The organism is Streptomyces sp. MspMP-M5, assembly GCF_000373585.1.
In the GTDB taxonomy this organism is placed as follows: Bacteria; Actinomycetota; Actinomycetes; order Streptomycetales; family Streptomycetaceae; genus Streptomyces.
This window is the reverse complement of record NZ_KB891880.1, coordinates 47405-70558: the sequence shown is the minus strand read 5'-3', so window position 1 is coordinate 70558 and position 23154 is coordinate 47405. Positions and strand designations below refer to the sequence as shown.

24 protein-coding genes are annotated in these 23154 nt (G+C 70.8%); 8 read left to right on the top strand and 16 right to left on the bottom strand.

What is annotated here, in order from left to right:
• Positions 1–37: 37 nt before the first annotated feature.
• Positions 38–976 carry a GTPase Era gene (gene era / locus B073_RS0110170; RefSeq protein ID WP_026247238.1) on the top strand — a complete coding sequence of 313 codons (939 nt, stop codon included), beginning with the start codon at positions 38–40 and terminating at the stop codon, positions 974–976.
• 776 nt (positions 977–1752) lie between these two features.
• On the opposite strand, the gene B073_RS0110165 is transcribed toward era, so the two are convergent.
• Positions 1753–2019: a protealysin inhibitor emfourin gene (locus tag B073_RS0110165; protein WP_018537988.1), complete on the bottom strand. Its 267-nt coding sequence runs from the start codon at positions 2017–2019 to the stop codon at positions 1753–1755.
• A 64-nt stretch (positions 2020–2083) separates the two neighbouring features.
• On the bottom strand, positions 2084–3175 hold the full coding sequence (locus B073_RS0110160) for a M4 family metallopeptidase (protein ID WP_051093971.1): 1092 nt from the start codon (positions 3173–3175) through the stop codon (positions 2084–2086).
• Between the two features lie 292 nt (positions 3176–3467).
• Here B073_RS0110160 and leuA point away from each other — a divergent pair, with 292 nt between their 5' ends.
• Positions 3468–5225: a 2-isopropylmalate synthase gene (leuA, locus tag B073_RS0110155; protein WP_018537986.1), complete on the top strand. Its 1758-nt coding sequence runs from the start codon at positions 3468–3470 to the stop codon at positions 5223–5225.
• A gap of 266 nt (positions 5226–5491) precedes the next feature.
• Entirely contained in the window at positions 5492–6211 is a 720-nt protein-coding gene (locus B073_RS0110150; protein ID WP_018537985.1) for a TerB family tellurite resistance protein, read from the top strand.
• A gap of 363 nt (positions 6212–6574) precedes the next feature.
• Here the strand turns inward: B073_RS0110150 and B073_RS0110145 are convergent, their stop codons facing one another.
• The 8 genes from B073_RS0110145 to B073_RS0110110 all read right to left on the bottom strand — a co-directional run bounded on the left by B073_RS0110145 (position 6575) and on the right by B073_RS0110110 (position 13312).
• Entirely contained in the window at positions 6575–7807 is a 1233-nt protein-coding gene (locus B073_RS0110145) for a cytochrome P450 family protein (RefSeq protein ID WP_018537984.1), read from the bottom strand.
• On the bottom strand, positions 7723–9153 hold the full coding sequence (locus B073_RS0110140) for a cytochrome P450 (protein WP_018537983.1): 1431 nt from the start codon (positions 9151–9153) through the stop codon (positions 7723–7725). Before B073_RS0110140 ends, B073_RS0110145 begins: the two co-directional genes overlap by 85 nt.
• Entirely contained in the window at positions 9150–9734 is a 585-nt protein-coding gene (locus B073_RS0110135) for a GTP-binding protein (protein WP_018537982.1), read from the bottom strand. The genes B073_RS0110140 and B073_RS0110135 overlap by 4 nt, the downstream gene beginning before the upstream one ends.
• Before the next feature lie 22 nt (positions 9735–9756).
• Positions 9757–10119, bottom strand: a complete 363-nt coding sequence (locus B073_RS0110130) for a DUF742 domain-containing protein (RefSeq protein ID WP_018537981.1) — start codon at positions 10117–10119, stop codon at positions 9757–9759.
• Positions 10116–10544 carry a roadblock/LC7 domain-containing protein gene (locus tag B073_RS0110125; RefSeq protein ID WP_018537980.1) on the bottom strand — a complete coding sequence of 143 codons (429 nt, stop codon included), beginning with the start codon at positions 10542–10544 and terminating at the stop codon, positions 10116–10118. Before B073_RS0110125 ends, B073_RS0110130 begins: the two co-directional genes overlap by 4 nt.
• Positions 10541–12031: an ATP-binding protein gene (locus tag B073_RS0110120; protein WP_026247235.1), complete on the bottom strand. Its 1491-nt coding sequence runs from the start codon at positions 12029–12031 to the stop codon at positions 10541–10543. The genes B073_RS0110125 and B073_RS0110120 overlap by 4 nt, the downstream gene beginning before the upstream one ends.
• A 253-nt stretch (positions 12032–12284) precedes the next feature.
• On the bottom strand, positions 12285–12497 hold the full coding sequence (locus B073_RS0110115) for a DUF397 domain-containing protein (protein ID WP_018537978.1): 213 nt from the start codon (positions 12495–12497) through the stop codon (positions 12285–12287).
• Positions 12479–13312 carry a helix-turn-helix domain-containing protein gene (locus tag B073_RS0110110; RefSeq protein ID WP_018537977.1) on the bottom strand — a complete coding sequence of 278 codons (834 nt, stop codon included), beginning with the start codon at positions 13310–13312 and terminating at the stop codon, positions 12479–12481. Before B073_RS0110110 ends, B073_RS0110115 begins: the two co-directional genes overlap by 19 nt.
• Positions 13313–13417: 105 nt before the next feature.
• Between B073_RS0110110 and B073_RS0110105 the strand changes: the two genes are divergently transcribed.
• The 4 genes from B073_RS0110105 (at position 13418) to B073_RS0110090 (ending at position 15541) form a co-directional block, all read left to right on the top strand.
• Complete coding sequence (locus B073_RS0110105) at positions 13418–13612, top strand: hypothetical protein (RefSeq protein WP_018537976.1); 195 nt, start codon at positions 13418–13420, stop codon at positions 13610–13612.
• Positions 13613–13620: 8 nt separating this feature from the next.
• Entirely contained in the window at positions 13621–13839 is a 219-nt protein-coding gene (locus B073_RS0110100; protein WP_018537975.1) for a hypothetical protein, read from the top strand.
• A 37-nt stretch (positions 13840–13876) separates the two neighbouring features.
• Positions 13877–14623 (top strand): DNA repair protein RecO, encoded by a 747-nt coding sequence (gene recO, locus B073_RS0110095; protein ID WP_018537974.1) that lies wholly within the window; start codon positions 13877–13879, stop codon positions 14621–14623.
• A 99-nt stretch (positions 14624–14722) separates the two neighbouring features.
• Positions 14723–15541: an isoprenyl transferase gene (locus tag B073_RS0110090; RefSeq protein WP_026247234.1), complete on the top strand. Its 819-nt coding sequence runs from the start codon at positions 14723–14725 to the stop codon at positions 15539–15541.
• A 98-nt stretch (positions 15542–15639) separates the two neighbouring features.
• Here B073_RS0110090 and B073_RS0110085 read toward each other — a convergent pair whose 3' ends face one another.
• From B073_RS0110085 to B073_RS0110070, 4 genes are all read right to left on the bottom strand, one after another.
• Complete coding sequence (locus B073_RS0110085; RefSeq protein ID WP_018537972.1) at positions 15640–16083, bottom strand: Fur family transcriptional regulator; 444 nt, start codon at positions 16081–16083, stop codon at positions 15640–15642.
• Positions 16084–16257: 174 nt separating this feature from the next.
• Positions 16258–17154, bottom strand: a complete 897-nt coding sequence (locus tag B073_RS0110080) for a metal ABC transporter permease (RefSeq protein WP_026247233.1) — start codon at positions 17152–17154, stop codon at positions 16258–16260.
• A gap of 12 nt (positions 17155–17166) precedes the next feature.
• Positions 17167–18006 (bottom strand): metal ABC transporter ATP-binding protein, encoded by an 840-nt coding sequence (locus B073_RS0110075; protein WP_018537970.1) that lies wholly within the window; start codon positions 18004–18006, stop codon positions 17167–17169.
• A gap of 118 nt (positions 18007–18124) precedes the next feature.
• Complete coding sequence (locus B073_RS0110070; RefSeq protein WP_018537969.1) at positions 18125–19087, bottom strand: metal ABC transporter substrate-binding protein; 963 nt, start codon at positions 19085–19087, stop codon at positions 18125–18127.
• A gap of 221 nt (positions 19088–19308) precedes the next feature.
• On the opposite strand from B073_RS0110070, the gene B073_RS0110065 reads away from it, so the two are divergent.
• Complete coding sequence (locus B073_RS0110065; RefSeq protein ID WP_018537968.1) at positions 19309–20691, top strand: glycine--tRNA ligase; 1383 nt, start codon at positions 19309–19311, stop codon at positions 20689–20691.
• Positions 20692–20761: 70 nt separating this feature from the next.
• Here the strand turns inward: B073_RS0110065 and B073_RS0110060 are convergent, their stop codons facing one another.
• Together B073_RS0110060 and B073_RS0110055 are read right to left on the bottom strand one after the other, a co-directional pair.
• On the bottom strand, positions 20762–21343 hold the full coding sequence (locus B073_RS0110060) for a TetR family transcriptional regulator (protein WP_018537967.1): 582 nt from the start codon (positions 21341–21343) through the stop codon (positions 20762–20764).
• Positions 21344–22024: 681 nt separating this feature from the next.
• A complete protein-coding gene (locus tag B073_RS0110055) occupies positions 22025–23029 on the bottom strand; it encodes an aldo/keto reductase (protein ID WP_018537966.1) in 1005 nt (334 codons plus the stop codon).
• Positions 23030–23154 lie beyond the last annotated feature (125 nt).

The following is a 23154-nucleotide window of genomic DNA, read 5'->3' as shown; positions in this document are numbered from 1 at the left end:
GTCGGAGTGGCCGCGGGGATCGGGGAGAATGGGCGCCATGAGCGTTCGTACAGACTCCACCGCACCGCACCGTGCGGGCTTCGCCTGCTTCGTCGGCCGTCCCAACGCGGGCAAGTCCACCCTGACGAACGCTCTCGTCGGGACGAAGGTGGCGATCACCTCCAACCGCCCCCAGACCACCCGCCACACCGTCCGCGGCATCGTGCACCGCCCCGATGCCCAGCTGGTCCTGGTCGACACCCCGGGCCTGCACAAGCCCCGCACCCTGCTCGGCGAGCGGCTCAACGACGTGGTGCGCACGACCTGGTCCGAGGTCGACGTGATCGGCTTCTGCCTGCCCGCCGACCAGAAGATCGGCCCCGGCGACCGCTATATCGCCGGCGAGCTCGCCGACATCAAGAAGACCCCCAAGGTGGCCATCGTCACCAAGACCGACCTGGTCGACTCCAAGGCGCTCGCCACTCAGCTGCTCGCCATCGACCAGCTCGGCAAGGAGCTGGGCATCGAGTGGGCCGAGATCATCCCGGTCTCCGCCGTCGGCGACAAGCAGGTGTCGCTGCTCGCCGACCTCCTCGTCCCGCTGCTCCCCGAGGGCCCGGCCCTCTACCCCGAGGGCGACCTCACCGACGAGCCCGAGCAGGTCATGGTCGCCGAGCTGATCCGCGAGGCCGCGCTGGAGGGCGTCCGCGACGAGCTGCCGCACTCCATCGCCGTCGTCGTCGAGGAGATGCTGCCCCGCGAGGACCGCCCCGCCGACAAGCCGCTGCTCGACATCCACGCCAACGTCTACATCGAGCGCCCCAGCCAGAAGGGGATCATCATCGGCCCCAAGGGCAAGCGCCTGAAGGAAGTCGGGACGAAGTCCCGCAAGCACATCGAGGCGTTGCTGGGGACGCCGGTCTTCCTGGACCTGCACGTCAAGGTTGCCAAGGATTGGCAGCGCGACCCTAAGCAGCTGCGGAAGCTTGGGTTTTAGCCTTCCCACGTTGTCGGCTGCCCCGCCGTAGGGGTTCGCCTTGCTTGCGCCTGGCGGCGCCTGTCTTTTGCGCCTTCGGCGCCGGGGCCGCTGCGCGGGGCTGTTGGGTGCGGTGCCGGGTCTGCGGGGCAGGGGGTGGGTCCGGACTGCTTCGCTTTACGTCCGGACACACCCCCTGCCCCTCCGACCCGTCCCCTCCCGTGGGTGGTCATGGAAGACGGTGGGTGGGGGCTGGCCTGAGTGGTCCCGTGCCGGTCGCCCGACAATTGCGGTCACCCATCAGTCCAGAGCCTGCACCGGCCCACCGGATATGAGCCCCAACTCACCTGCAATTCGACCCTCAACGGGAGGGGGCGGGTCGGAGGGGGTGGTGTGCCGGACGTAAAGCGAAGCAGTCCGGCACACCACCCCCGGAGGCCCGTCACCGCACCCGACAGCCCCGCGCAGCGGACGAGCAATGCGCCGCAGGCGCAAACGGCAAGAACCCCTACGGCGGGGAAGCCGACAACGTGGGAAGCCACTCGCCCCGTACCGCTCGTGGACCGAAGTCGGTGCGGGGGCGCCCCTCGATCTCCCGAGGCGCGAACGGCAGACCGGCCGGCAGCCGGACGCCGGAGAAGTCGGAGGGGGCGGAGCCGTCATCGGCCCCGTCGCCGGTAACGGTGTCAAGGGGCATGCGCCCCCAACGCGCGCCCCCAACACGCGGCCGCAAGACGCGGTCTCAAGTGATCTGTCCGGCAGGGGAGTTGGGGCAAGGGCGGCGCGGCCCGGTGCCGCTACGCCCCCTCCTTCAGTACCCGGGTGATCAGTTCGCGCTGTTCGTCGGTGAGCTGCGGGTCCGCGCAGTAGGCGGTTTTTCCGTCGATGGTGAGGGTGTAGCGGAAGCCGTCGGGGACGCCGGCGGGGGGCGTCGCGTGCGCCGCCGCCAGGGCGTGTGCGGCCAGGGTCTGCAGCTCGGCCGCGTCGGGGTAGTCGTCCGTGTCGATCTCGGCGTGCCGCTCGATGCCGGCGAAGCCGCCGGTGCGGCGGATGTGGATGCGCATGGGGGGCTTCTACCCGAGGGGGAGGGAATAGTCGCGCGGGCGGCCATCCCCTCCCCGGGGCGGGCTACTTACCGGTCACGCCGACCGTGGACCACGCCTTGACGACGGCCTCGTGCTCGCTGCCGGAGGCGCCGTAACGGGCCTGGGCGGCCTGGACGGTGAGGTTGGCGAAGTCGGCGAACTGGGCGTTCTTGGCCAGGTGGCCGCCGGTCAGGACGTCGTACCAGATCTGGCCGGCGCGCTCCCACGCCTTGCCGCCGAGGGCGCTGGCGACGAGGTAGAAGGCGTGGTTGGGGATGCCGGAGTTCAGGTGGACGCCGCCGTTGTCGTCGGCGGTCTGGACGTAGCCGGCCATGGTGGCGGGCTGCGGGTCCTTGCCGAGCTTGGGGTCGTCGTAGGCGGTGCCGGGGGCCTTCATGGAGCGCAGGGCCTGGCCGTGCACGCCGGGGGCGAGCAGGTCCGCGCCGATCAGCCAGTCGGCCTGGTCGGCGGTCTGCTTGAGGGCGTACTGCTTGATCAGGGAGCCGAAGACGTCGGAGACGGATTCGTTGAGGGCGCCGGACTGGCCCTGGTAGTCGAGGGCGGCGGTGTACTGGGTGACGCCGTGGGTCAGCTCGTGGCCGATGACGTCGACGGGGATGGTGAAGTCCTTGAAGAGGGTGCCGTCGCCGTCGCCGAAGACCATCCGCTGGCCGTCCCAGAAGGCGTTGTCGTACTTCTCGCCGTAGTGGACGGTGGCGTCGAGCGCGAGGCCGGCGCCGTCGATGGACTTGCGGCCGTATGCCTTGAGGTAGAACTCGAAGGTGGCGCCGAGGCCGGCCTGTGCGCGGTTGACGGAGGCGTCCTTGGCGGGGCCGTCGGTCTCGGAGTGGACCTTGGTGCCGGGGAGGTCCTGCCGGTGGCCGGCGTCGTAGATGGTGCGGTTCGGCTTGTCGGCGTCGGCCCGGGCCTCCTGTGGGGCGGTCAGCTGCGCGGTCAGCGCGATGCGGCGGGTGCGGTGGTGGGCGTCGTGCTCCAGGGTGCGGCGGGCGGGCTCGTGGTGGAGCGGGTCCTCGGACTCGGCGAGTCTGCCGAGGATGTGCGGCGGGACGATCGTGCAGAAGATCGGCGAGGTGGGGGCGGCTGCGGTGCGCTTCCGGGTCACGGATTCCTTCATAGGGAAAACGGTGGCATTGTGTAATGCGTCTGTCACTGCCGGCGGCCGAAGTTCCCGAAAACGTGTGGTTGGTCGCAATTTCGCCGCTACGTCCCGGCGGTCCCGCATACTGATACGCGACTGCGGATCTTCGCCGCCTCCGCTAACGTGCTGTGCATCATGCGTTTCGGGCTGCTTCTTCTTAGCTGCCGCGGCGAGGGCCTGTAGTCGTAGGCCGACCCCCTCCCCGCGGGATCTGGTGCTGCGTTCGACCGTCGGCCGTCATACGGATCTCCCCGAGGAGCCCTACGCAATGTCGCAGCCAGTCGGCCGCCCCACCCCGATCACCAACGCCACCCACGCGCAGAAGCCGTCCGGGATGCCGATCCACCGGTACCGGCCGTTCGACGCGGTGCACCTGCCCGAGCGCACCTGGCCGGAGCAGCGGATCACCAAGGCCCCCCGCTGGCTCTCCACCGACCTGCGCGACGGCAACCAGGCGCTGATCGACCCCATGTCGCCGGCCCGCAAGCGCGAGATGTTCGACCTGCTGGTACGCATGGGCTACAAGGAGATCGAGGTCGGTTTCCCGTCCTCCGGCGAGACGGACTTCGCGTTCGTACGGTCGATCATCGAGGACGGCGCGATCCCCGAGGACGTGACGATCTCGGTCCTGACGCAGGCGCGCGAGGAACTGATCGAGCGGACCGTGGAGTCGCTGCGCGGCGCCCCGCGGGCCACCGTCCACCTCTACAACGCCACCGCCCCCACCTTCCGCCGGGTCGTCTTCCGCGGCTCGAAGGAGCAGGTCAAGCAGATCGCGGTGGACGGCACGCGGCTGGTGATGGAGTACGCGGACAAGGTGCTGGGCGACGAGACGGTCTTCGGGTACCAGTACAGCCCGGAGATCTTCACCGACACCGAGCTGGACTTCGCGCTGGAGGTCTGCGAGGGGGTGATGGACGTCTGGCAGCCCGAGGCGGGCCGCGAGATCATCCTCAACCTGCCCGCCACCGTGGAGCGTTCGACGCCCAGCACGCACGCCGACCGGTTCGAGTGGATGAGCCGGAATCTGAGCCGGCGGGAGTTCGTCTGCCTGTCGACCCATCCGCACAACGACCGCGGGACGGCGGTGGCCGCGGCCGAACTGGCCGTGATGGCCGGCGCGGACCGCGTCGAGGGCTGCCTGTTCGGGCAGGGCGAGCGCACCGGCAACGTCGACCTGGTGACCCTGGGCATGAACCTCTTCTCCCAGGGCGTCGACCCGCAGATCGACTTCTCGCAGATCGACGAGATCCGTCGCGCCAGCGAGTACTGCAACCAGATGGAGATCCACCCGCGCCACCCCTACGCGGGCGACCTGGTCTACACCGCCTTCTCCGGCTCCCACCAGGACGCCATCAAGAAGGGCTTCGACGCGCTGGAGGCCGACGCGGCCGCCCAGGGCAAGAGGGTGGACGACATCGAGTGGGCGGTGCCGTACCTGCCCATCGACCCCAAGGACGTCGGCCGCTCCTACGAGGCCGTCATCCGCGTCAACTCCCAGTCCGGCAAGGGCGGTGTGGCCTACGTCCTGAAGAACGACCACAAGCTGGACCTGCCGCGCCGGATGCAGATCGAGTTCTCCCGGATCATCCAGGAGAAGACCGACGCCGAGGGCGGCGAGGTCACCCCGGCGGCCATCTGGTCGGTGTTCCAGGACGAGTACCTGCCCAACCCGCAGAACCCGTGGGGCCGTATCCAGGTCCGGGCCGGGCAGACCACCACCGACAAGGACGGCGTCGACACCCTCACCGTCGAGGCCGAGGTGGACGGCACCGAGACCGTCCTGGTGGGCTCCGGCAACGGTCCGATCTCCGCGTTCTTCCACGCGCTGGCCGGCCTGGGCATCGACGCCCGCCTGCTGGACTACCAGGAGCACACCATGAGCGAGGGCGCCTCCGCGCAGGCCGCCTCGTACATCGAGTGCGTCATCGACGGCAAGGTGCTGTGGGGCATCGGCATCGACGCCAACACCACCCGCGCCTCCCTCAAGGCCGTGGTCTCCGCCGTCAACCGCGCGGCGCGCTGACCCCCGGTCGCGGCATCTCCCGTACGGCCCCGCCGCTCCCGCCCGGAGCGGCGGGGCCGTCCCGCGCCCTCCGGCGCCGTCCCGCGTGCCGTACACACTTCGTACGCATCGGCGCCGGTATTCCGGCCAGCGGGCCGGGCGTTGTCCGATACGGGGTGCTGACGGCGCATCACCGATGTGGCTAACATCACGTAACGAACGGCGACGGGGCCGGGGGTGCGCCACCGTGGCCTTGAGGCGTGGGGGAGTTACGGAGGACTGACGTGATGCGCAACGGCTGTGTGGTGGGGGTGCGCACATCGTGGCGGACCGTCGCCGACGGCGAGTTCTTCTGCCCCGAGTGCGGCGGCGACCGCAACTACCTCCGCCGCACCGGCCGGCGCCGCCTCACCGTCCTCGGCATCCCGGTCCTCGCCCGCGGCGACGCCGGCCCGGTCCTCGAATGCTCCGCCTGCCGGGGCCACTTCGGGCTGGACGCGCTCGACCACCCGACCACCGTACGGCTCTCCACGATGCTCCGGGACGCCGTCCACACCCTGACCCTGGCCCTGCTGGCGGCCGGCGGCACGGCCTCCCGCACGGTCCGCGACACCGCGGTCGCCGCCGTCCGCGCGGCCGGGTCCGCCGACTGCACCGAGGACCAGCTGCTCACCCTCCTCGCCGCCCTCGCAGCCGACACCGGCCGGATGACCGGCACCTACGAGGCGGCCACCGGCGGCCACTGCGGCCACCAGGGCCTCGACCCGTGCGGTACCGCGCTGGCCATAGAGCTGCACGAGGCGCTGGAGCCGCTGGCGCCCCATCTCGCCCCCGCCGGGCGGGAGTCGCTGCTCCTCCAGGCCGCCCGGATCGCCCTCGCCGACGGCCCCTGCACCCCCGCCGAACGCGAGGTGCTCAGCACCGCCGGCGCCGCCCTGACGCTCGACCCGGACGACATCGGCCGGCTGCTGACCGCGGCGGCCCGCTCGCCCCGCTACCGCGGCTAGGGCGCTTCAGAAGCGTTCTGGAGCCGGCTCACGCGGCCGCAGGCCCCGGCCCATGGCGGCGCCCCGCCCCTGGGTCCTGTCGTCAAACTCCCGCCTGCCTCGCGACGCCTGGCACGCACGCTCGCCGCGTTGTCGGGTTCGTCCCGGGACGCCCAGTCCCGGGACGACCCTCCGCCTTGCGATCGCACGCACCAGACGCCGCGAGGCCCGCCCTCCGGGCGAACGACGGGAGTTTGACGACAGGACCCAGGCGCCGCCCGGCACGAGGACGGCCCCGCCACCGGATGTCACCGGTGGCGGGGCCGCATGCCTGCCGGGGGCTTCCCGGCGCACGTGCCTCGGGTGCGGCTCAGGCCGTGCGGCTCACGCCGTCAGCCGCACCGGCAGGCTCGCCAGGCCGCCCGCGATGAAGCCGCCCGCGGGCGTCAACTCCTCGGGTGCGGCGGCCAGTTGGATGTCCGGGAACCGTTCGAAGAGCGCCGGCAGCGCGGTCCGCGCCTCCAGCCGGGCCAGCGGCGCGCCGATGCAGTGGTGCACCCCGTGCCCGAACGCCAGATGCTCCTGCGCCGCCCGCCGGACGTCGAACTCCGCGGCGTCCGCGCCGTGCTGCTCCGGGTCCCGGCCCGCCGCCGCGTACATCGGCAGCAGGGCCTCGCCCTTGCGGATCACCTCGCCGTCCGGCAGCTCGACGTCCGCCACCGCGAACCGCAGCGGCAGGCTCGCGATGCTCGGCATCCAGCGCAGCGTCTCCTCGATCACGTCGTTCCACGACGCGCCGCCCGCCCGTACCAGCTTCAGCTGCTCGGGGTGGGTCAGCAGCGCGAACACCGCGTTCCCCAGCAGGTCGACGGTGGTCTCGTGGCCGGCGCCGATGACCAGCAGCAGGGTGTCCAGCAGCTCCTTCTCGGTCATCCCCTGGCCCTCGTCGTCCCGGGCCGCCACCAGCAGGCTGGTCAGGTCGTCCGCGGGCGCCGCGCGCTTGGCCGCGACCAGCGAGCCGAGCAGCTCGGCCACCGCCCGCTGGGTCGCCGCGGCCTGCTCCGGGGTGGCCGTGGTGTCCATGATCTCCGCGACGACCCGGGCCAGTTCGCGCCGCGGCTCGCCCTCCGGATAGCCGAACAGCTCGCAGATCACCTGCATGGGGAGCGGGTGGTTGAAGGACTCCCGCAGGTCGACGACCTCGCCGGCGGGGCGCGCCGCCAGTCCGTCCAGTAAGTCGCGGGTGATCTCCTTCACCCGCGGCACCATGGCCTCGGTGCGGCGCGCGGTGAACGCCGGGGCGATCAGCTTCCGCAGCCGGCGGTGGTCGACGCCGTAGGCGGTGAACATGTTCGTCACACCGATCCACGACTGGAGCCAGCTGCCGCGCACCTCCGCGCGCTGCCACTCCGGCCAGTGCGCGCGCGGGTTCTTCGAGATCCGGTCGTCGGTCAGCAGCTGCTTCAGCAGGGCGTGACCGGTGATCCCCCACGCCTGGATGCCGCCGGGCAGCTCGATCCGGGCCGCCGGACCTAGTGCGCGGAGGCGGGCGTTCTCCCCGTGGACGTCGGTTCCGGCGGGGTCGATGACGAAGGGCCGCGTTCGCTGTTGTGCCATGGCGTGGCTCCTGCCTGATCCGGGGTGATGGGGGTGAAGCGGGTCGGGAGAGCGGTCAGGGCCCGGTGGAAGGCCCCGTTGCGCCACGTCAACTCACTGGGCTGGACGGTGAGTTCGATGTCCGAGAGCCAGGCGGTGAGCCGCTCGATGGCGGTGACGGCGATCAGCAGCGCATGCCGCTTCACCGGGCAGGCGTGCGGCCCCGCCGCCCACGCCAGGTGCGATCCGCTGCCCGACCCCGGCCCGTCCACACCGGTGGTGTCGAACTGGCTGTTGGCCGCCGCGTACGAGACCATCACCAGCTGCCCGGCGCGCAGCCAGGTGCCGTGGAAGAAGACGTCCCGGACCGGGAAGTGCGCGGAGTAGTTGGCCATCGGCGGGTCGTTCCACAGCACCTCGTTGATGGCGTCGTGGACGGTCAGCGCGCCGCCGGAGACGGTGTGGTAGTAGCGGTCGTCGGAGAGCATCCGGGCCAGCGAGTTGCCGATGAGGTTGGCCAGCGGCTCGTTGCCCGCGCCCATCACGAGGATGATGTTGTGGATCAGTTCCTCGTCGCCCAGGTCGTTGGGATGGTCCATCATCCACGACGTGAGGTCCGGCCCGCGCTGTGCCTTCTTCGCGCCGACCAGCTCCATGATGTACTGCGTGTACGCCTCGTTGGCGGCGTTCGCCTCCTCCGGGGAGTTGCCCTCCATCATCCCCGCGATGGCCGCGATCAGCCGCTCGCTGTAGGAATCGGGCAGCCCGAAGAGGGTGTTGAACATCAGCAGCGGGATCAGCCGCGCGTAGTCCGCGATCAGGTCCGCCTCGCCGCGGGCGCCGAACCGCTGGATCAGGGTGTCCGCCGCGTGGTGCACCCGCGCCCGCAGCTCGTGCGGCTCGACGAGCTTGAAGCTGTCGACGATCACGTCGCGGTAGCGGACGTGCGCCGGGCCGTCGCTGTAGAAGACGTTCGGCCGCCAGTGCAGCATCGGCATGACCGGCGAGTCCGCCGGGACGGTCTGCATCCAGGCCCGGGAGTCCTTGGACCAGGTGCTGTCGTCGTTCAGCAGGTCCAGCGCCGCCCGGTAGTCGGTCACCAGCATCGCGGTCACCTCGGGCGCGATCTCCACCGGCGCCACCGCCCCGTACTGCCGCAGCTGCGCGTAGACCCGCTGCGGGTCCGCGGCGAACTCCGGTCCGTACAGCTTCACCGGCGCGTACGCGTCCGGGGGCGCCGGGGCCTGCGGCGGCATCCCGTGCGCCGGACAGCCCGGCGGCGGAGCGGCGGCCTCCGGCTGCGGTGGAACGGCCTGCCCGGGGCAGGACGGCGGCGGGGCGGCGCCCGGCTCGTACGGGGAAGTCACGGGATCGGGTTCTCCTCGGGCTGGGGCGTGTGGTCCAGGACATGGCGGACCAGCGAGATCAGCGCGTCGACGGACTGCTCCCGGTCGCGGGCGTCGCACAGCACCAGCGGGGTGTCCGGGTGCAGGTCGAGGGCCTCGCGGAGCTTGGGGACGTCGTACTGCGGGGCGTCGGGGAAGGTGTTGACCGCGACCGCGTAGCGCAGCCCGGCCTCCTCCACGATGTCCATCACCTCGAACGAGTCCGCCAGCCGGCGGGTGTCCGCGAGGACCAGGGCGCCCAGCGCACCGCGGGCGATGTCCTGCCACAGCGGACGGAAACGCTTCTGCCCCGGGGTGCCGAACAGGTACAGCACCAGGTCCTCGGTCAGCGTCAGCCGCCCGAAGTCGATGGCGACGGTGGTGGTGGTCTTGTCCCGCACTCCGGCGAGGTCGTCGACCATCGCGCCGGACTGCGTCATCACTTCTTCGGTGTGCAGCGGCGGGGTCTCCGACAGCGCCCGGATCAGCGTGGTCTTGCCGACCCCGAACGGGCCGGCGACCAGCAGTTTCACCAGGGTCTGGTGCTCGCCGGCGAGGTACATGTGGCCGGTCCCGGCGCCGGGGCTAGGACTTGAGAGAGCGGAGTCCATCGAGAACCCTCTCCAGGATCTGCCGGTCGAATTGCTCGGCTTCGGGTATGGGGACTCGGGCGTGCAGGCGCCCGGCATCGACGAGGTCGGCCACCAGCACCTTCACCACGCTCACCGGGAGGTGCAGATGGGCGGCCACCTCGGCCAGAGTCAGCGCCCCGGGCCGGAGCAACTCCAGAATCCGGTGCTCCTCGGGGCGTATCTCGCTGGTGAGCGGCATGTCCACACTGATCAGCACGGTCAGCCGGTCCAGTGTGTTGCGGCTCGGTCGGGCGCGTCCGCCGGTCGCCAGATAGGCCGGTACCAGGCGCCGTCCGCTGCTCTGCCGCGGCGTCATACCAGGCCACCGGTGTCCCGCGCCGGGCTGTTCATGACCTTCTTGCCCAGGGTCGTCACCTGGATCTGCATGTGGTGCGCGACGACGCCCATGTTCACCTCCGGATCGGCGAATACGGCCAGGCAGGTGTTCTCACCCGCCGGGATCGCGAAAACGAAACCCTCCTCGGACTCGATCACGGTCTGCCGCAGCCGGGCGTCGTCCTTCTCCGTGAACGCCGCGGTCACCGCGCGCCCCGCGCCCTGGAGCGCCGACATCATCGCCGCGACGCCCTCCGCGGCCTCCCGCGACAGGCCCGGCGAGGCCCCCTCGATGAAGCCGTCGCCGGAGATGACGGCGGCGTGGACGACATGTGGCAGCTCCAACAGGGGAGCCAGCACCCAGGACTTGTCCTCGGTGACACGGCGGCGGGTGGGGCTGTTCATGACTGGGCGTTCCCTTCGGGACTGCGCGGGGGTTCTGTCTGGGCTGCGGCCCGGCCGGACTCGGTGCCTCGCTGGAGCGCCGCCCAGCGGGACCCGGTCTCCTCCGGGGAGCGCAGGTTGAGCGTTTCGGTGGGGGTGTCGACCTCCTGCTCGGCGACCGGACGGCGGCGCCGGCGGCGCGGCAACTCACCCTCGGCGGGCGGCTGCACGGGCTCCGGCGCGGTGGACTCCGCGGCGGCCGGGGCCGGAGCGGCGTGCGCGGGCCCCGGCTGCGCGGGCGCCGCGGGGGGCGCGGCCGGAGCGGCACCCGCGGGGGTGGCCGGCGCGGTCGCCCCGGTCGGCATCGCGGACGGTACCGCCGCCCGGTCCCGCGGCCCGCCGGGGGCCCGGTGCGGCATCGGCGCCATCACCGACATCGGCCGCGCGCCCTCGTCGAGCACGGTCAGCAGCGGATCGCCCGGGATGTACACCACGGCTCGCACCCCTCCGTACGGCGACGGCTCCACGTGCACCCCGTACCCGTACTGCCGCACCAGCTGGCCGGCGGCGGCGAAGCCCGAGCGCGGCGGGTCGCCGAGCTGCGTCAGCAGCAGGCTGTCACTGCCCGCCAGCAACTCCATGGCGTGCTTGAGCTCGTCGTCGTGCATGCCGACGCCGTAGTCGTCGATGATCACCGAGGCGCCGCGGTTGCCCTGCTGGAGCGTGACGGTGACCGGTAGTTCGCGGTGCGAGTGGTGCAGCGCGTTCGCCAGCAGCTCGGTGACGGTGATCGCGATCGGCTCGACGGCCCGCGCCACCACCGCGACCGGGTCCCGCAGCTGGTTGCTGATCTGCACCCGCTCGTAGCCGCGCAGCCGCGAGGTGGCGCCGACGACCAGCTCCGCGAGGTAGGAGTCCTCGCGGGTCAGGCCCGGCCAGGCGCCGCACACCACACCCGTGGCCTGGACGCGCCGCAGCGCCTGCTCGTTGAGGAAGTCCGCCTCCAGCAGGTCCTGCGCGATCTGCGGGTCGTCGTACTTGTGCTGCATCGTCTGCAGCGACGTCTGCACCTGGTACAGCAGCGCCTGGATGGTGGTCGTCGCACCGCGCAGCGTGGACTGCGCCGCCGCGTCGACCCGGGTGCGCTCCTTGGTGATCGCCGCACTGACCTGCTCCAGCACGGCGTTCAGCGCCTCGTCGGTCTCCGACCCGCCGAATCGTTTGTCCAGCAGGCCGCGCACCGGTACGTGCGGGTGAGCCAGCGCCAGCGTCAGGTCGGGCAGCCGCGCCTCGGCCAGGTGCCGGATCTCGGCCTCCGTGGCCCGCAGTCTGGCCGACAGCTCCGTGTTGCTGTGGAGCGTGGCGCTGTTGTGTTCCTCGGCGGCGGTCAGTCGTGCTCTGAGACCGGCACGCTCCTTGCGCACGCGGACGAGGAGCGCCGCCAGGACCACGGCGGCGGCCGTACCTGCGCTGAGGCACCACAACAGCGCCTGCGGTATGGATGTCATCGAGATCCTCGTTTGGGACGGACGGGGATGTCTCGGCCACGCCACGGCTGCGGTGCGCCGATGTTCACGCGATGCTACCTGTCGTCTGACGCGCCGTAAGGGTCCGTGACGTGGGAGGACGGAGAAGTGCGGAAGGTCGCATTCAGTCGTGGATGAGTTTGATGACCGGTGAGTAACGTGATGCGGCCCCGTCATCCGGAGGGATGGCGGGGCCTTGTGGAGGTGCCGTGAACGGGACGTGCCTGAGCGGCGGTCAGCCCGCCGCGATACGGCCATCCTTGACGGCGTCCACGAACGAGGCCCAACGCGCGGCCGGGAAGACCAGCGCCGGGCCGTGGGGGTTTTTGCTGTCACGGACGGGGACGGCACCGGGGAGGTCGTTCGAGACCTCCAGGCAGCTGCCACCGTTGTGATCGCTGTAGCTGCTCTTGTACCAGTGAGCGTTGCTCAGGTCGTACTCGCGCATTGTCGGTATTCCTCCGCCGCTGATTCGATCAGGGCCAGAGACGCCTCCGGCGACAGCGCGGTGGCCCTCACCAGATCGTAGTCCTGCTGTACGCGCCTCACTATGGCCGGATCGTCCAGCAGCGTTCCTGAATACACGCCTTCTGTATAGGCGGTTGGTGGCGCGTCCGCGAACTCCATCAACGTCACCATCCTGCCCGCCGACGGGTACGGTCCGGCCGCGAACGGCATCACTTGAACCACGATCTTCCGCTCGTGTGCGAGGCGTGCGATGTGCTCCAACTGCTCCGCCATGACAGCCGGCCCGCCCACCGGCATGCGGAGCACCGCCTCGTGCAGGATGGGCCAATAGCCGTCCTGAGGGCCGCCCTTGAGGATCTCGGCACGGTCGAGACGAGCACGCACCTTCTCGTCGACGTACTCGTCCGTGGCGAAGGGGTTGCCTGCCAGCGTGAGGGCTTTCGCGTACGCCGCGGTCTGCAACAGCCCCGGCACCACCATCGACTCGAAGTCGCAGATCTTCGTCGCCTGGGCCTCCAGCTCCACCACCTTCGCGAAGTAATCCGCGTACCGCTGGTCGTCGATCAGCTTCCGCCACGTCCGCTCGAAAAAACCGTCGGTTTGTAGCACCTGGTCGATGCGGATCGCGACATCCAACTGCGGCCGACGGATCGCCTGCTCGAACTGCCCGATATATCCGCCGGAGACGAACACCTTCTCTCCCAGCATCTCCTGGGTTAAGGCGGCGTTCTCCCGGTGTCGCTTGAGTTCCGCGCCCCAGTACTCCCAAAGTACTTGGCGTGAGGCGTTGGCCATCGTCTACTCCCTTTCCCTGCCTGGCAGTTGCAGCGCCGGTCCTGTTGCTCAGGCTAGCTCTACGGCGTCACGCTTTCGCTGTGAATCGTGAAAAGGAGGTCGCCGGTGAAGAATCGCGCTGAGGCGGAAGTGGTGATCACGGAATTGCGCGAAGCTTTGGCCCGGGCTGGCATCATTTTGCCGTCGCTCGGCCTCGACGCGGTTTCGTACGCGCATCGCAGCATGCCCCCGCTCGTGGAATTGGGGCGCTGCAATATGGACACCGCCCGGCAGCTGGCGAAGGTGCTGGGGGAGCAGTGAGGGCGCCGGTGACGACCCCGGCGTTCGGGACGTACGTGATCGACATCCGGGACGGGCGGGTCGGGCGGGTGGTCGGCCGGGAGGGGCCGCGCCTCTGGCTGCGGCCCGTCGGGGGCGGGCCGGAGTGGGCCTGCGCCCCTGAGGTCACCCGGTGCGCCACCGCCGCCGAGCGGCTGCGGGCCGAGACCGGCTACGTCAATGCCCGCAGCCGCGGCGAGCGGGCCTGAGGGCGGCCCGGCCCGGCGGGTGCGGGAGAATGGCCGCATGACTCTGTTCCGCGACGACGGCATCGTGCTGCGCACCCAGAAGCTGGGTGAGGCGGACCGGATCATCACGCTGCTCACCCGTGGCCACGGCCGGGTGCGGGCCGTGGCGCGCGGGGTGCGGCGCACGAAGTCGAAGTTCGGGGCCCGGCTGGAGCCGTTCTCGCACGTGGACGTGCAGTTCTTCGCCCGCGGCGGGGAGCTGGTGGGGCGCGGGCTGCCGCTGTGCACGCAGAGCGAGACCATCGCCGCGTACGGTGGCGCGATCGTCAGCGACTACGCCCGCTACACCGCCGGGACGGCGATGCTGGAGACCGCCGAGCGGTTCACCGACCACGAGGGCGAGCCGGCCGTGCAGCAGTATCTGCTGCTGGTCGGCGGGCTGCGGACGCTGGCCAACGGGCTGCACGCGCCGCACCTGGTGCTGGACGCGTTCCTGCTGCGCTCGCTGGCGGTGAACGGTTATGCGCCGAGTTTCGACGCCTGTGCCCGGTGCGGAATGCCCGGTCCGAACCGGTTCTTCTCCGTGGGGTCGGGCGGGGTGGTGTGCGGTGACTGCCGGGTGCCCGGAAGCGTCGTACCCTCCTCAGAGGCCATCGGGCTCCTGAGCGCGCTGCTGACCGGCGACTGGGAGACCGCGGACGCCTGCGAGGCCCGCCATGTCCGGGAGGGCAGCGGCCTCGTCGCGGCGTATCTGCACTGGCACCTGGAGCGCGGCCTGCGGTCCCTGCGTTATGTGGAGAAGTGAGCAACAGCGCCGGACGCGACCGTCGGCCACGACGACACCGTGAACACACGTGAACACACGGCCATCGACAATCGATATTGCATAGGAGACGTGGGGCGCATGGCAGTACGCGGGATTCTGGGGCGTAATCGACGTGAATACCAGACGCCCGAGCCGCACCCCTCGGGTGCGCGTCCGCCGAAGATCCCCGGCGAGCTCGTTCCGAACCACGTCGCGATCGTGATGGACGGGAACGGGCGGTGGGCCAAGGAGCGCGGACTGCCGCGCACGGAGGGCCACAAGGTCGGCGAGGGCGTGGTGCTGGACGTCCTCAAGGGCTGTATCGAAATGGGCGTGAAGAACCTCTCGCTCTACGCCTTCTCCACCGAGAACTGGAAGCGGTCGCCGGACGAGGTGCGTTTCCTGATGAATTTCAACCGGGACGTCATCCGGCGGCGCCGGGACGAAATGGATGCGCTGGGTATCCGTATCCGGTGGGTGGGCCGGATGCCGAAACTCTGGAAGTCGGTCGTCCAGGAACTCCAGATCGCCCAGGAACAGACCAAGAACAACGACGCGATGACGCTGTACTTCTGCGTCAATTACGGCGGCCGGGCCGAGATCGCGGATGCCGCGGCGGCCATCGCGGCGGACGTCCGGGCCGGGAAGCTGGACCCGTCCAAGGTCAACGAGAAGACCGTGGCGAAGTACATGTACTACCCGGACATGCCCGATGTGGACCTGTTCGTCCGGCCGTCCGGTGAGCAGCGCACCTCGAACTACCTGATCTGGCAGAGCGCCTACGCGGAGATGGTGTTCCAGGACATCCTTTGGCCGGATTTCGACCGCCGGAACCTCTGGGAGGCGTGCCTGGAGTACGCGAAGCGGGACCGCCGGTTCGGTGCGGCGCCGCTGGAGTCGGGCGAGACGGCGACCTGAGAACGGGCCCGCGCGATGGGCCGGTGAACGGCGGACGGGCCGCCTCCCTGCGCGGGAGGCGGCCCGTCGTGCTCTGTTCCCCGGGGCGTCAGGGGCCGTCAGGGGCGCCTGCCGCCGGTCCCCGACTCCGCCTTCTCCGCGCACTCGCCGCAGGTGCCGAAGATCTCGACGGTGTGCGCCACATCGCGGAAGCCGTGCTCGGCGGCGATCTGGTCGGCCCACTTCTCCACCGCCGGGCCCTCGACCTCCACGGCCCGGCCGCAGCCGCGGCAGACCAGGTGGTGGTGATGGTCGTCGCTGCTGCACCGGCGGTAGACGGCCTCGCCGTCGCTGGTGCGCAGCACGTCGACCTCACCGGCGTCGGCGAGGGACTGAAGCGTCCGGTAGACGGTGGTCAGCCCCACCGAGTCGCCCCGGTGCTTGAGCATGTCGTGGAGTTCCTGCGCGCTGCGGAACTCGTCGACCTCGTCGAGTGCGGCCGAAACCGCGGTGCGCTGCCGCGTCGACCGGCCGCGGACCGGAGATCCCGCGCTCGTCGCCACCGTTGCCTCCCTAGGACGTCAGGACTTGACCCGCGCATGCGTTTGGCCATTGTGCCAGGTGATGACCGGGAGCCCTGTTCGGCGCTTACCTCTTTCTCCCTTATGTATCCCTCGGCCCGGGCGCCCGACACCGCCGCCGACGGCTTCCGGACGGCCGCGCGGCCGTCCCACCGCTCAGACCCTGACGTCGTCCTCGGTGGGGCGGCTGCCCGGTATCTCCAGGGTGCACCCCTTGCCGGCCGTCGCGGCGGCCGCCGCCGCGCGCCTCCGGGCCAGCGGGGCGGCCAGCGCCGTGAAGACCACGAACAGTGCGATGGCGAACAGCACGATGGTCGCGCCGGACGGCACGTCGACGTAGTACGAGGCGGTGGTGCCGGTGAGGGTCACCGCGACGCCGATCGCCACCGCGGTCACGAAGGTCACCGCGAAGCTGCGGCTGATCTGCTGGGCGGCCGCGACCGGGATCACCATCAGCGCACTGACCAGCAGCAGGCCGACGACCCGCATGGCGACCGTGACGGTGACCGCGGCGGTCACCGCGACCAGGAGGTTCAGCAGCCGCACCGGCAGGCCGGTGACCCGGGCGAACTCCTCGTCCTGGCAGACCGCGAACAGCTGGCGGCGCAGCCCCACCGTGATCGCCAGGACCAGCGCGGCCAGTACGCAGATCGTCGTCATGTCCTGTGGCGAGACGGTGGTGATCGAGCCGAACAGATACGTCCCCAGGTTGGCGCTGGAGCCCGCGTCCGAGAGGTTCATCAGCATCACACCGCCCGCCATGCCGCCGTAGAACAGCATGGCCAGTGCCAGGTCGCCGCGGGTCTTGCCGTACCAGCGGATCAGCTCCATCACGACCGAGCCGGCCACCGCGACCAGCGTGGCGGCCCACACCGGGCTGGTGTTGAGCAGGAAGCCCAGGCCGACGCCGGTCAGCGCGACATGGCCGATGCCGTCGCCCATCAGGGCCTGGCGGCGCTGGACGAGGTAGATGCCGATGGCGGGTGCGGTGACGCCGACGATCAGGGCGGCGATCAGCGCCCGCTGCATGAAGGCGAAGTCGAGCATTTCCATGGTGGCGGGCCCCTAGCTCAGCAGGCCGGTGCGGAGCGGCTCCGCGGCGGCGTCGGCGTGCGGGTGGACGTGGTCGTGGCCGGGCAGGGCGTGCTGCCCGACCGCCTCGGGCGGTGGGCCGTCGTGGACGACGCAGCCGTCCCGCAGCACCACGGCGCGGTCGATCAGCGGCTCCAGCGGGCCCAGTTCGTGCAGCACCAGCAGGACCGTGACGCCGCGGGCGACCTGCTCGCGGAGGGCCGAGGCCAGCACCTCCTGGCTCGCCAGGTCGACGCCGGCCATCGGCTCGTCCATGATCAGCAGATCGGGCTCACCGGCCAGCGCCCGGGCGATCAGCACCCGTTGGTGCTGTCCTCCCGACAGGGCGTTGACGGAGTCCCGGGCCCGGTCCGCCATCCCGACCAGCTCCAGCGCGTGGTGCACCGCCGCCCGGTCCGCCCTGCGCAGCAGGCCGAGCCGCGTCCGGGCCAGCCGGCCGGCGGTGACCACCTCGCGGACGGTGGCGGGCACCCCGCCGGCCGCGGTGGTGCGTTGCGGCACGTAACCGATCCGCGCCCAGTCCTTGAAGCGGCGGAACGGCGTCCCGAAGAGCGCCAGCTCGCCGTCGGTCAGCGGGACCTGGCCGATCACCGAGCGGACGGCCGTGGACTTGCCCGAGCCGTTGGCGCCGAGCAGCGCGACGACCTCGCCGGTCCGCACGGTCAGGTCGATCCCGCGCAGTACGGGCCGGGCCCCCAGCGACGCGGTGGCCCCGCGCAGTTCGATGACGGCCGAGAGGTCCCGGGCGGGCGGGTCCCCGGCGGGCCGGTCCGCGGCCTGCGGGGCTATGACGGGCTGGCCGGTGTCCTTCATCTGCTGACCTCCGTCGTGCGGTGCGTCCTGGGGAGCGGGGTGCGCGGGGTGCGCGCGGGATGGGCGTGGTGCGGGGCGTACGGGCTGGGCCCGGGCCGCGGGTGGGGTGCTCGGCCGGTCACTTGGTGCCGAGCGCCTTCTGCAGCGCGGCGAGGTTGGCGCGCTGCACCGAGAAGTAGTCGGTGCCGCGGGACTTGCCGGTGATGCCCTCCAGCGGGTCCAGCACGTCCGTCTTCAGGTGCAGGTCGCCGGCGAGCGTCTTGGCGGTGGCCGGGTTGGCCAGCGTCTCGAAGAACACCGTGGAGACGTGGTGCTGCGCCGCGAGGGTGTGCAGGTCCTTGATGCGGTTGGCGCTGGGCTCGGACTCCGGGTCCAGGCCGCTGATCGCCTCCTCGGTCAGGCCGTAGCGCTCGGCGAGGTAGCCGAAGGCCGCGTGCGTGGTGATGAAGGTGTCCGAGGCACGGTTCTTCAGCCCGTCCGCGAACTCCTTGTTCAGCGCGTCCAGCTTCTTCACCAGGGCGTCGGTGTTCTTCTGGTAGTCCGCCTTGTGCGTGGGGTCGGCCGCCGCGAACGTGGTGTTGACCCCCTTGGCGACCTGGGCGAACTTCACCGGGTCCAGCCAGACGTGCGGGTCCAGGCCGGGCTCGGACTCGGAGTGCGAGTGGTTGTCGCCGGTGGTGTGGTGGTGCCCGTCGACCTCGGGGCCGTGCGTCTCCAGGCCGGTCAGCTTCGCCGCGTCGGCGATGTGCTTGACCCCGGACTGGGCGATCGCGTCGTCCACGGCGGGCTGCAGGCCCTTGAGGTAGACGACCGCGCCGGCCTCGCTGAGGCGGCCGGTCTGCTGGGGGGTGAGCGAGAGGTCGTGCGGCTCGACGCCCGGCTTGGTGAGGTTGGACACCTCGACATGGGACCCGCCGATCTGCTCGGCGAGGAACTGCATCGGATAGAACGACGCCGTCACCTTCAGCTTGCCGTCGTCGGTGCGCCCGGAGGCGTCGGTGGAGCAGGCGGAGAGGGTCAGCAGACCGAGAACCGCGGCTCCGGCGACGGCGGCGGTGGATATGCGGCGACGTATGTTCATGACACTCATTTTCAACAAAGGTGGAAATGATTGTCAACAAAGTGCGCGCCAGGTCACAGGCCGCCGACAACCGGCCGGAACCGATCCCGAATCGATTTGGTCCGGGGGGTACGCCCGCCGCTACCCTGAACTATTCGCCCAGCCGTCTCGCGATCACCACACCTCACCGAGGCGCAGCGCGCCCCCTACCCACTGTCCGACGTCGTACTGAAGAGAGCACCGTGGCCGCCGACAAGATCGATACCATCGTCAGCCTGAGCAAGCGCCGTGGCTTCGTCTACCCCTGCAGTGAGATCTACGGCGGCTCCCGCGCTGCCTGGGACTACGGTCCTCTCGGCGTCGAGCTCAAGGAGAACATCAAGCGCCAGTGGTGGCGCGCCATGGTCACCTCCCGCGAGGACGTGGTCGGCATCGACTCGTCGGTGATCCTGGCCCCCGAGGTGTGGCAGGCGTCCGGCCACGTCGCCACCTTCACCGACCCGCTCACCGAGTGCACCTCCTGCCACAAGCGCTTCCGCGCCGACCACCTGGAGGAGGCGTACGAGGCCAAGCACGGCAGGCTCCCCGAGAACGGCCTCGCCGACGTCAACTGCCCGCACTGCGGCAACAAGGGCGGCTTCACCGAGCCCAAGCAGTTCTCCGGTCTGCTCTCCACCCACCTCGGCCCCTCGCAGGACACCGCGTCCATCGCCTACCTGCGCCCCGAGACCGCCCAGGGCATCTTCACCAACTTCGCGCAGGTCCAGCAGACCTCCCGGAAGAAGCCCCCGTTCGGCATCGCCCAGATGGGCAAGTCCTTCCGGAACGAGATCACCCCGGGCAACTTCATCTTCCGCACCCGCGAGTTCGAGCAGATGGAGATGGAATTCTTCGTCAAGCCGGGCGAGGACGAGCAGTGGCACGAGTACTGGATGGAGCAGCGCTGGAACTGGTACCGCGACCTCGGTCTCCGCGAGGAGAACGTCCGCTGGTACGAGCACCCCAAGGAGAAGCTCTCCCACTACTCCAAGCGCACCGCTGACATCGAGTACCGCTTCCAGTTCGGCGGCTCGGAGTGGGGCGAGCTGGAGGGCGTCGCCAACCGCACCGACTACGACCTCAACGCGCACGCCAAGGCGTCCGGCCAGGACCTCTCCTACTTCGACCAGGAGGCCGGCGAGCGCTACACCCCGTTCGTCATCGAGCCGGCGGCCGGTGTCGGCCGCACCATGCTCGCCTTCCTCCTCGACGCCTACACCGAGGACGAGGCGCCCAACGCCAAGGGCAAGCTGGAGAAGCGCACCGTGCTGCGCCTCGACCCGCGCCTGTCGCCGGTGAAGGTCGCGGTCCTCCCGCTCTCCCGCAACCCGCAGCTCTCCCCGAAGGCGAAGGGCCTCGCGGCGGACCTCCGCAAGTTCTGGAACATCGAGTTCGACGACGCGGGCGCCATCGGCCGCCGCTACCGCCGCCAGGACGAGATCGGCACCCCGTTCTGCGTCACCGTCGACTTCGACACCCTCGACGACAACGCCGTCACGGTCCGCGAGCGCGACACCATGAAGCAGGAGCGCGTGAGCCTGGACCAGATCCAGTCGTACCTGGGTGCGCGACTGCTGGGTTGCTGACCCGTCGGCCATGACGCCGGCCGGTCCCCGAGCAGGGGACCGGCCGGCGTCGTGTTTTTGCCGCGCCCGGCTAGCCGCGCAGGCCGCGGAGTACGAGGTCGCGGACGGCCTCGAAGTCGGCGGTGATCTCCGGGCGGGACCACTCGGGCGCGTAACACGGGTCGTGGAAGCGGCCGGTGGCGGCGAAGACCGCGTGCGCGGTGGTGGCGGGGGCGTCGGCGCGGAAGGCGCCCTCCGCGACACCCGCCTCGATGATCTTCGTCAACTGCGCTTCGAGATCGCTGACATGCTGGTCGACCACGCCCCCGCTCTCGCCGATCAACGTCATGTAGGTGGCGAAGAGTTCGGGATCATCGCCGGCCTTGTGCCGCTTGGTGTCGAAGAGCGTGGCCAGCCAGTGGCCCAGCCGGTCCTCGGCGGGCCCCGTGTCGTCGACGATCGCCGCCAACTGCTCGCTCGTACGGTCCAGCCAGCGCGCCGTGACCGCCTCCCGCAGCGCCGTCTTCGTACGGAAGTGACGGTAGACGCTGCCGTGGCTGACCCCCAGCGCCCGCGCGACATCGACCACCGTCGCCTTGGCCGGCCCGTACCGGCGCAGCACCTCCTCGGTGGCTTCGAGGATCCGCTCGGGCGTCAACGTCTCGGGTGGCATGATGCCTTTCTCCTGCGGATGGCTGGGCCTACGTATGGAAGGTACCTTCCCACGTTGTCGGCGTTCCCGCCGTGGGGGTTCGCGCTTGCGCCTGACGGCGCGTTTCCCGGCCCGCTTCGCGGGCGATGCGATTCCGCTGCGCGGGGCTGTTGGGTGCGGTGCCGGGTCTGCGGGGCAGGGGGTGTGTCCGGACTGCTTCGCTTTACGTCCGGACACACCCCCTGCCCCTCCGACCCGTCCCCTCCCGTGGGTGGTCATGGAAGACGGTGGGTGGGGGCTGGCCTGAGTGGTCCCGTGCCGGTCGCCCGACAATTGCGGTCACCCATCAGTCCAGAGCCTGCACCGGCCCACCGGATATGAGCCCCAACTCACCTGCAATTCGACCCTCAACGGGAGGGGGCGGGTCGGAGGGGGTGGTGTGCCGGACGTAAAGCGAAGCAGTCCGGCACACCACCCCCGNAGGCCCGTCCCCGCACCCGAAAGCCCCGCGCAGCGGACAACAATCCCGCCGCCAGGCGGGCACCGCGCCGCACCCGGCACTGTACGACCGAGCTTCGCGCAGCGGCGGGGCGCCGCCAAGCGCAGCGGACGGGCGAACCCCTACGGCGGGAAAGCCGGGTACGTGGGAGGCCGGCCAAGCGCAGCGGACAGGCCAGCAACGTGGGAGGCAGAGCCAAGCGCTCAGCGCTCGCTGTCCAGGTGCGCCATCTGCGACGACGGATAGCGGGTGCCGGAGGCCGCCCCGGCGGGGATCGCTCGTTCTATGGCGGTGAGGTCGGTGGGGGTGAGGGGGGTGTCGAGGGCGCCGAGGGCCTCGGTGAGGCGGTCGCGGCGGCGGGCGCCGATGAGGGGGACGATGTCCTCGCCGCGGGAGAGGACCCAGGCGATGGCGGTCTGGGCGACCGTGATGCCCTTCTCGTCGGCGATCTTGCGGAGGGCGTCGACGAGGTCGAGGTTGCGGTCGAGGTTCTCGCCCTGGAAGCGGGGGGACATGCCGCGGAAGTCGTTGGCGGCGAGCTTGCGGTCGCGGCTGAAGTGGCCGCTGATCAGGCCGCGGGAGAGGACGCCGTAGGCGGTGATGCCGATGCCCAGCTCGCGGGCGGTGGGCAGGATCGCGTCCTCGATGCCGCGGGAGAGCAGGGAGTACTCGATCTGGAGGTCGGAGATCGGGGCGACGGCGGCGGCCCGGCGGAGGGTGTCCGCGCCGACCTCGGAGAGGCCGATGTGGCGGACGTGGCCGGCCTCGACCAGCTCGGCGATGGCGCCGACGGTCTCCTCGATCGGGACGTCCGGGTCGACGCGGGCGATGCGGTAGATGTCGATGTGGTCGGTGCCCAGGCGCTGGAGGGAGTAGGCGGCGAAGTTCTTCACCGCGTCGGGGCGGCCGTCGTAGCCGCTGAAGCCGCCCTCGACGGTGCGCAGGGCGCCGAACTTCACGCTGAGCAGGGCCTTTTCGCGCCGGGCGGCGGGGGCGGTGCGGAGCGCCTCGTTGATGAGGAGTTCGTTGTGGCCCATGCCGTAGAAGTCGCCGGTGTCGAGGAGGGTGATGCCCGCTTCGAGGGCGGCGTGGAGGGTGGCGAGGGATTCGGTGCGGTCGGCGTCGCCGTAGAGGGCGGACATGCCCATGCAGCCGAGGCCGAGGGCGGAGGTCTGCGGGCCGGTGGTGCCGAGGGTGCGGGTCTGCACGGCGTGCTCCTGGGGGTGGAAGGGGCGAGGGGAGGCGTCGGCGGGATGGCCCGTCGCGCCGTGCATCCACCATGGCATGACGGCTGACAGATTTCAATATTTGTCATTTGTGAGGGTGGGGGGTG

What these genes read in the sequence shown, in the direction of transcription:
- leuA (WP_018537986.1), top strand. Translation starts at nt 3,468, where the DNA reads ATGTCGCAGCCAGTCGGCCGCCCCACCCCGATCACCAACGCCACCCAC.
- B073_RS0110070 (WP_018537969.1), bottom strand. Translation starts at nt 19,087, where the DNA reads ATGAACATACGTCGCCGCATATCCACCGCCGCCGTCGCCGGAGCCGCG.
- B073_RS0110075 (WP_018537970.1), bottom strand. Translation starts at nt 18,006, where the DNA reads ATGAAGGACACCGGCCAGCCCGTCATAGCCCCGCAGGCCGCGGACCGG.
- B073_RS0110120 (WP_026247235.1), bottom strand. Translation starts at nt 12,031, where the DNA reads ATGACATCCATACCGCAGGCGCTGTTGTGGTGCCTCAGCGCAGGTACG.
- B073_RS0110145 (WP_018537984.1), bottom strand. Translation starts at nt 7,807, where the DNA reads ATGGCACAACAGCGAACGCGGCCCTTCGTCATCGACCCCGCCGGAACC.
- B073_RS0110130 (WP_018537981.1), bottom strand. Translation starts at nt 10,119, where the DNA reads ATGACGCCGCGGCAGAGCAGCGGACGGCGCCTGGTACCGGCCTATCTG.
- B073_RS0110110 (WP_018537977.1), bottom strand. Translation starts at nt 13,312, where the DNA reads ATGGCCAACGCCTCACGCCAAGTACTTTGGGAGTACTGGGGCGCGGAA.
- B073_RS0110165 (WP_018537988.1), bottom strand. Translation starts at nt 2,019, where the DNA reads ATGCGCATCCACATCCGCCGCACCGGCGGCTTCGCCGGCATCGAGCGG.
- B073_RS0110080 (WP_026247233.1), bottom strand. Translation starts at nt 17,154, where the DNA reads ATGGAAATGCTCGACTTCGCCTTCATGCAGCGGGCGCTGATCGCCGCC.
- recO (WP_018537974.1), top strand. Translation starts at nt 13,877, where the DNA reads ATGACTCTGTTCCGCGACGACGGCATCGTGCTGCGCACCCAGAAGCTG.
- B073_RS0110135 (WP_018537982.1), bottom strand. Translation starts at nt 9,734, where the DNA reads ATGTACCTCGCCGGCGAGCACCAGACCCTGGTGAAACTGCTGGTCGCC.
- B073_RS0110060 (WP_018537967.1), bottom strand. Translation starts at nt 21,343, where the DNA reads ATGCCACCCGAGACGTTGACGCCCGAGCGGATCCTCGAAGCCACCGAG.
- B073_RS0110115 (WP_018537978.1), bottom strand. Translation starts at nt 12,497, where the DNA reads ATGCGCGAGTACGACCTGAGCAACGCTCACTGGTACAAGAGCAGCTAC.
- B073_RS0110125 (WP_018537980.1), bottom strand. Translation starts at nt 10,544, where the DNA reads ATGAACAGCCCCACCCGCCGCCGTGTCACCGAGGACAAGTCCTGGGTG.
- B073_RS0110150 (WP_018537985.1), top strand. Translation starts at nt 5,492, where the DNA reads ATGCGCAACGGCTGTGTGGTGGGGGTGCGCACATCGTGGCGGACCGTC.
- era (WP_026247238.1), top strand. Translation starts at nt 38, where the DNA reads ATGAGCGTTCGTACAGACTCCACCGCACCGCACCGTGCGGGCTTCGCC.
- B073_RS0110160 (WP_051093971.1), bottom strand. Translation starts at nt 3,175, where the DNA reads ATGAAGGAATCCGTGACCCGGAAGCGCACCGCAGCCGCCCCCACCTCG.
- B073_RS0110090 (WP_026247234.1), top strand. Translation starts at nt 14,723, where the DNA reads ATGGCAGTACGCGGGATTCTGGGGCGTAATCGACGTGAATACCAGACG.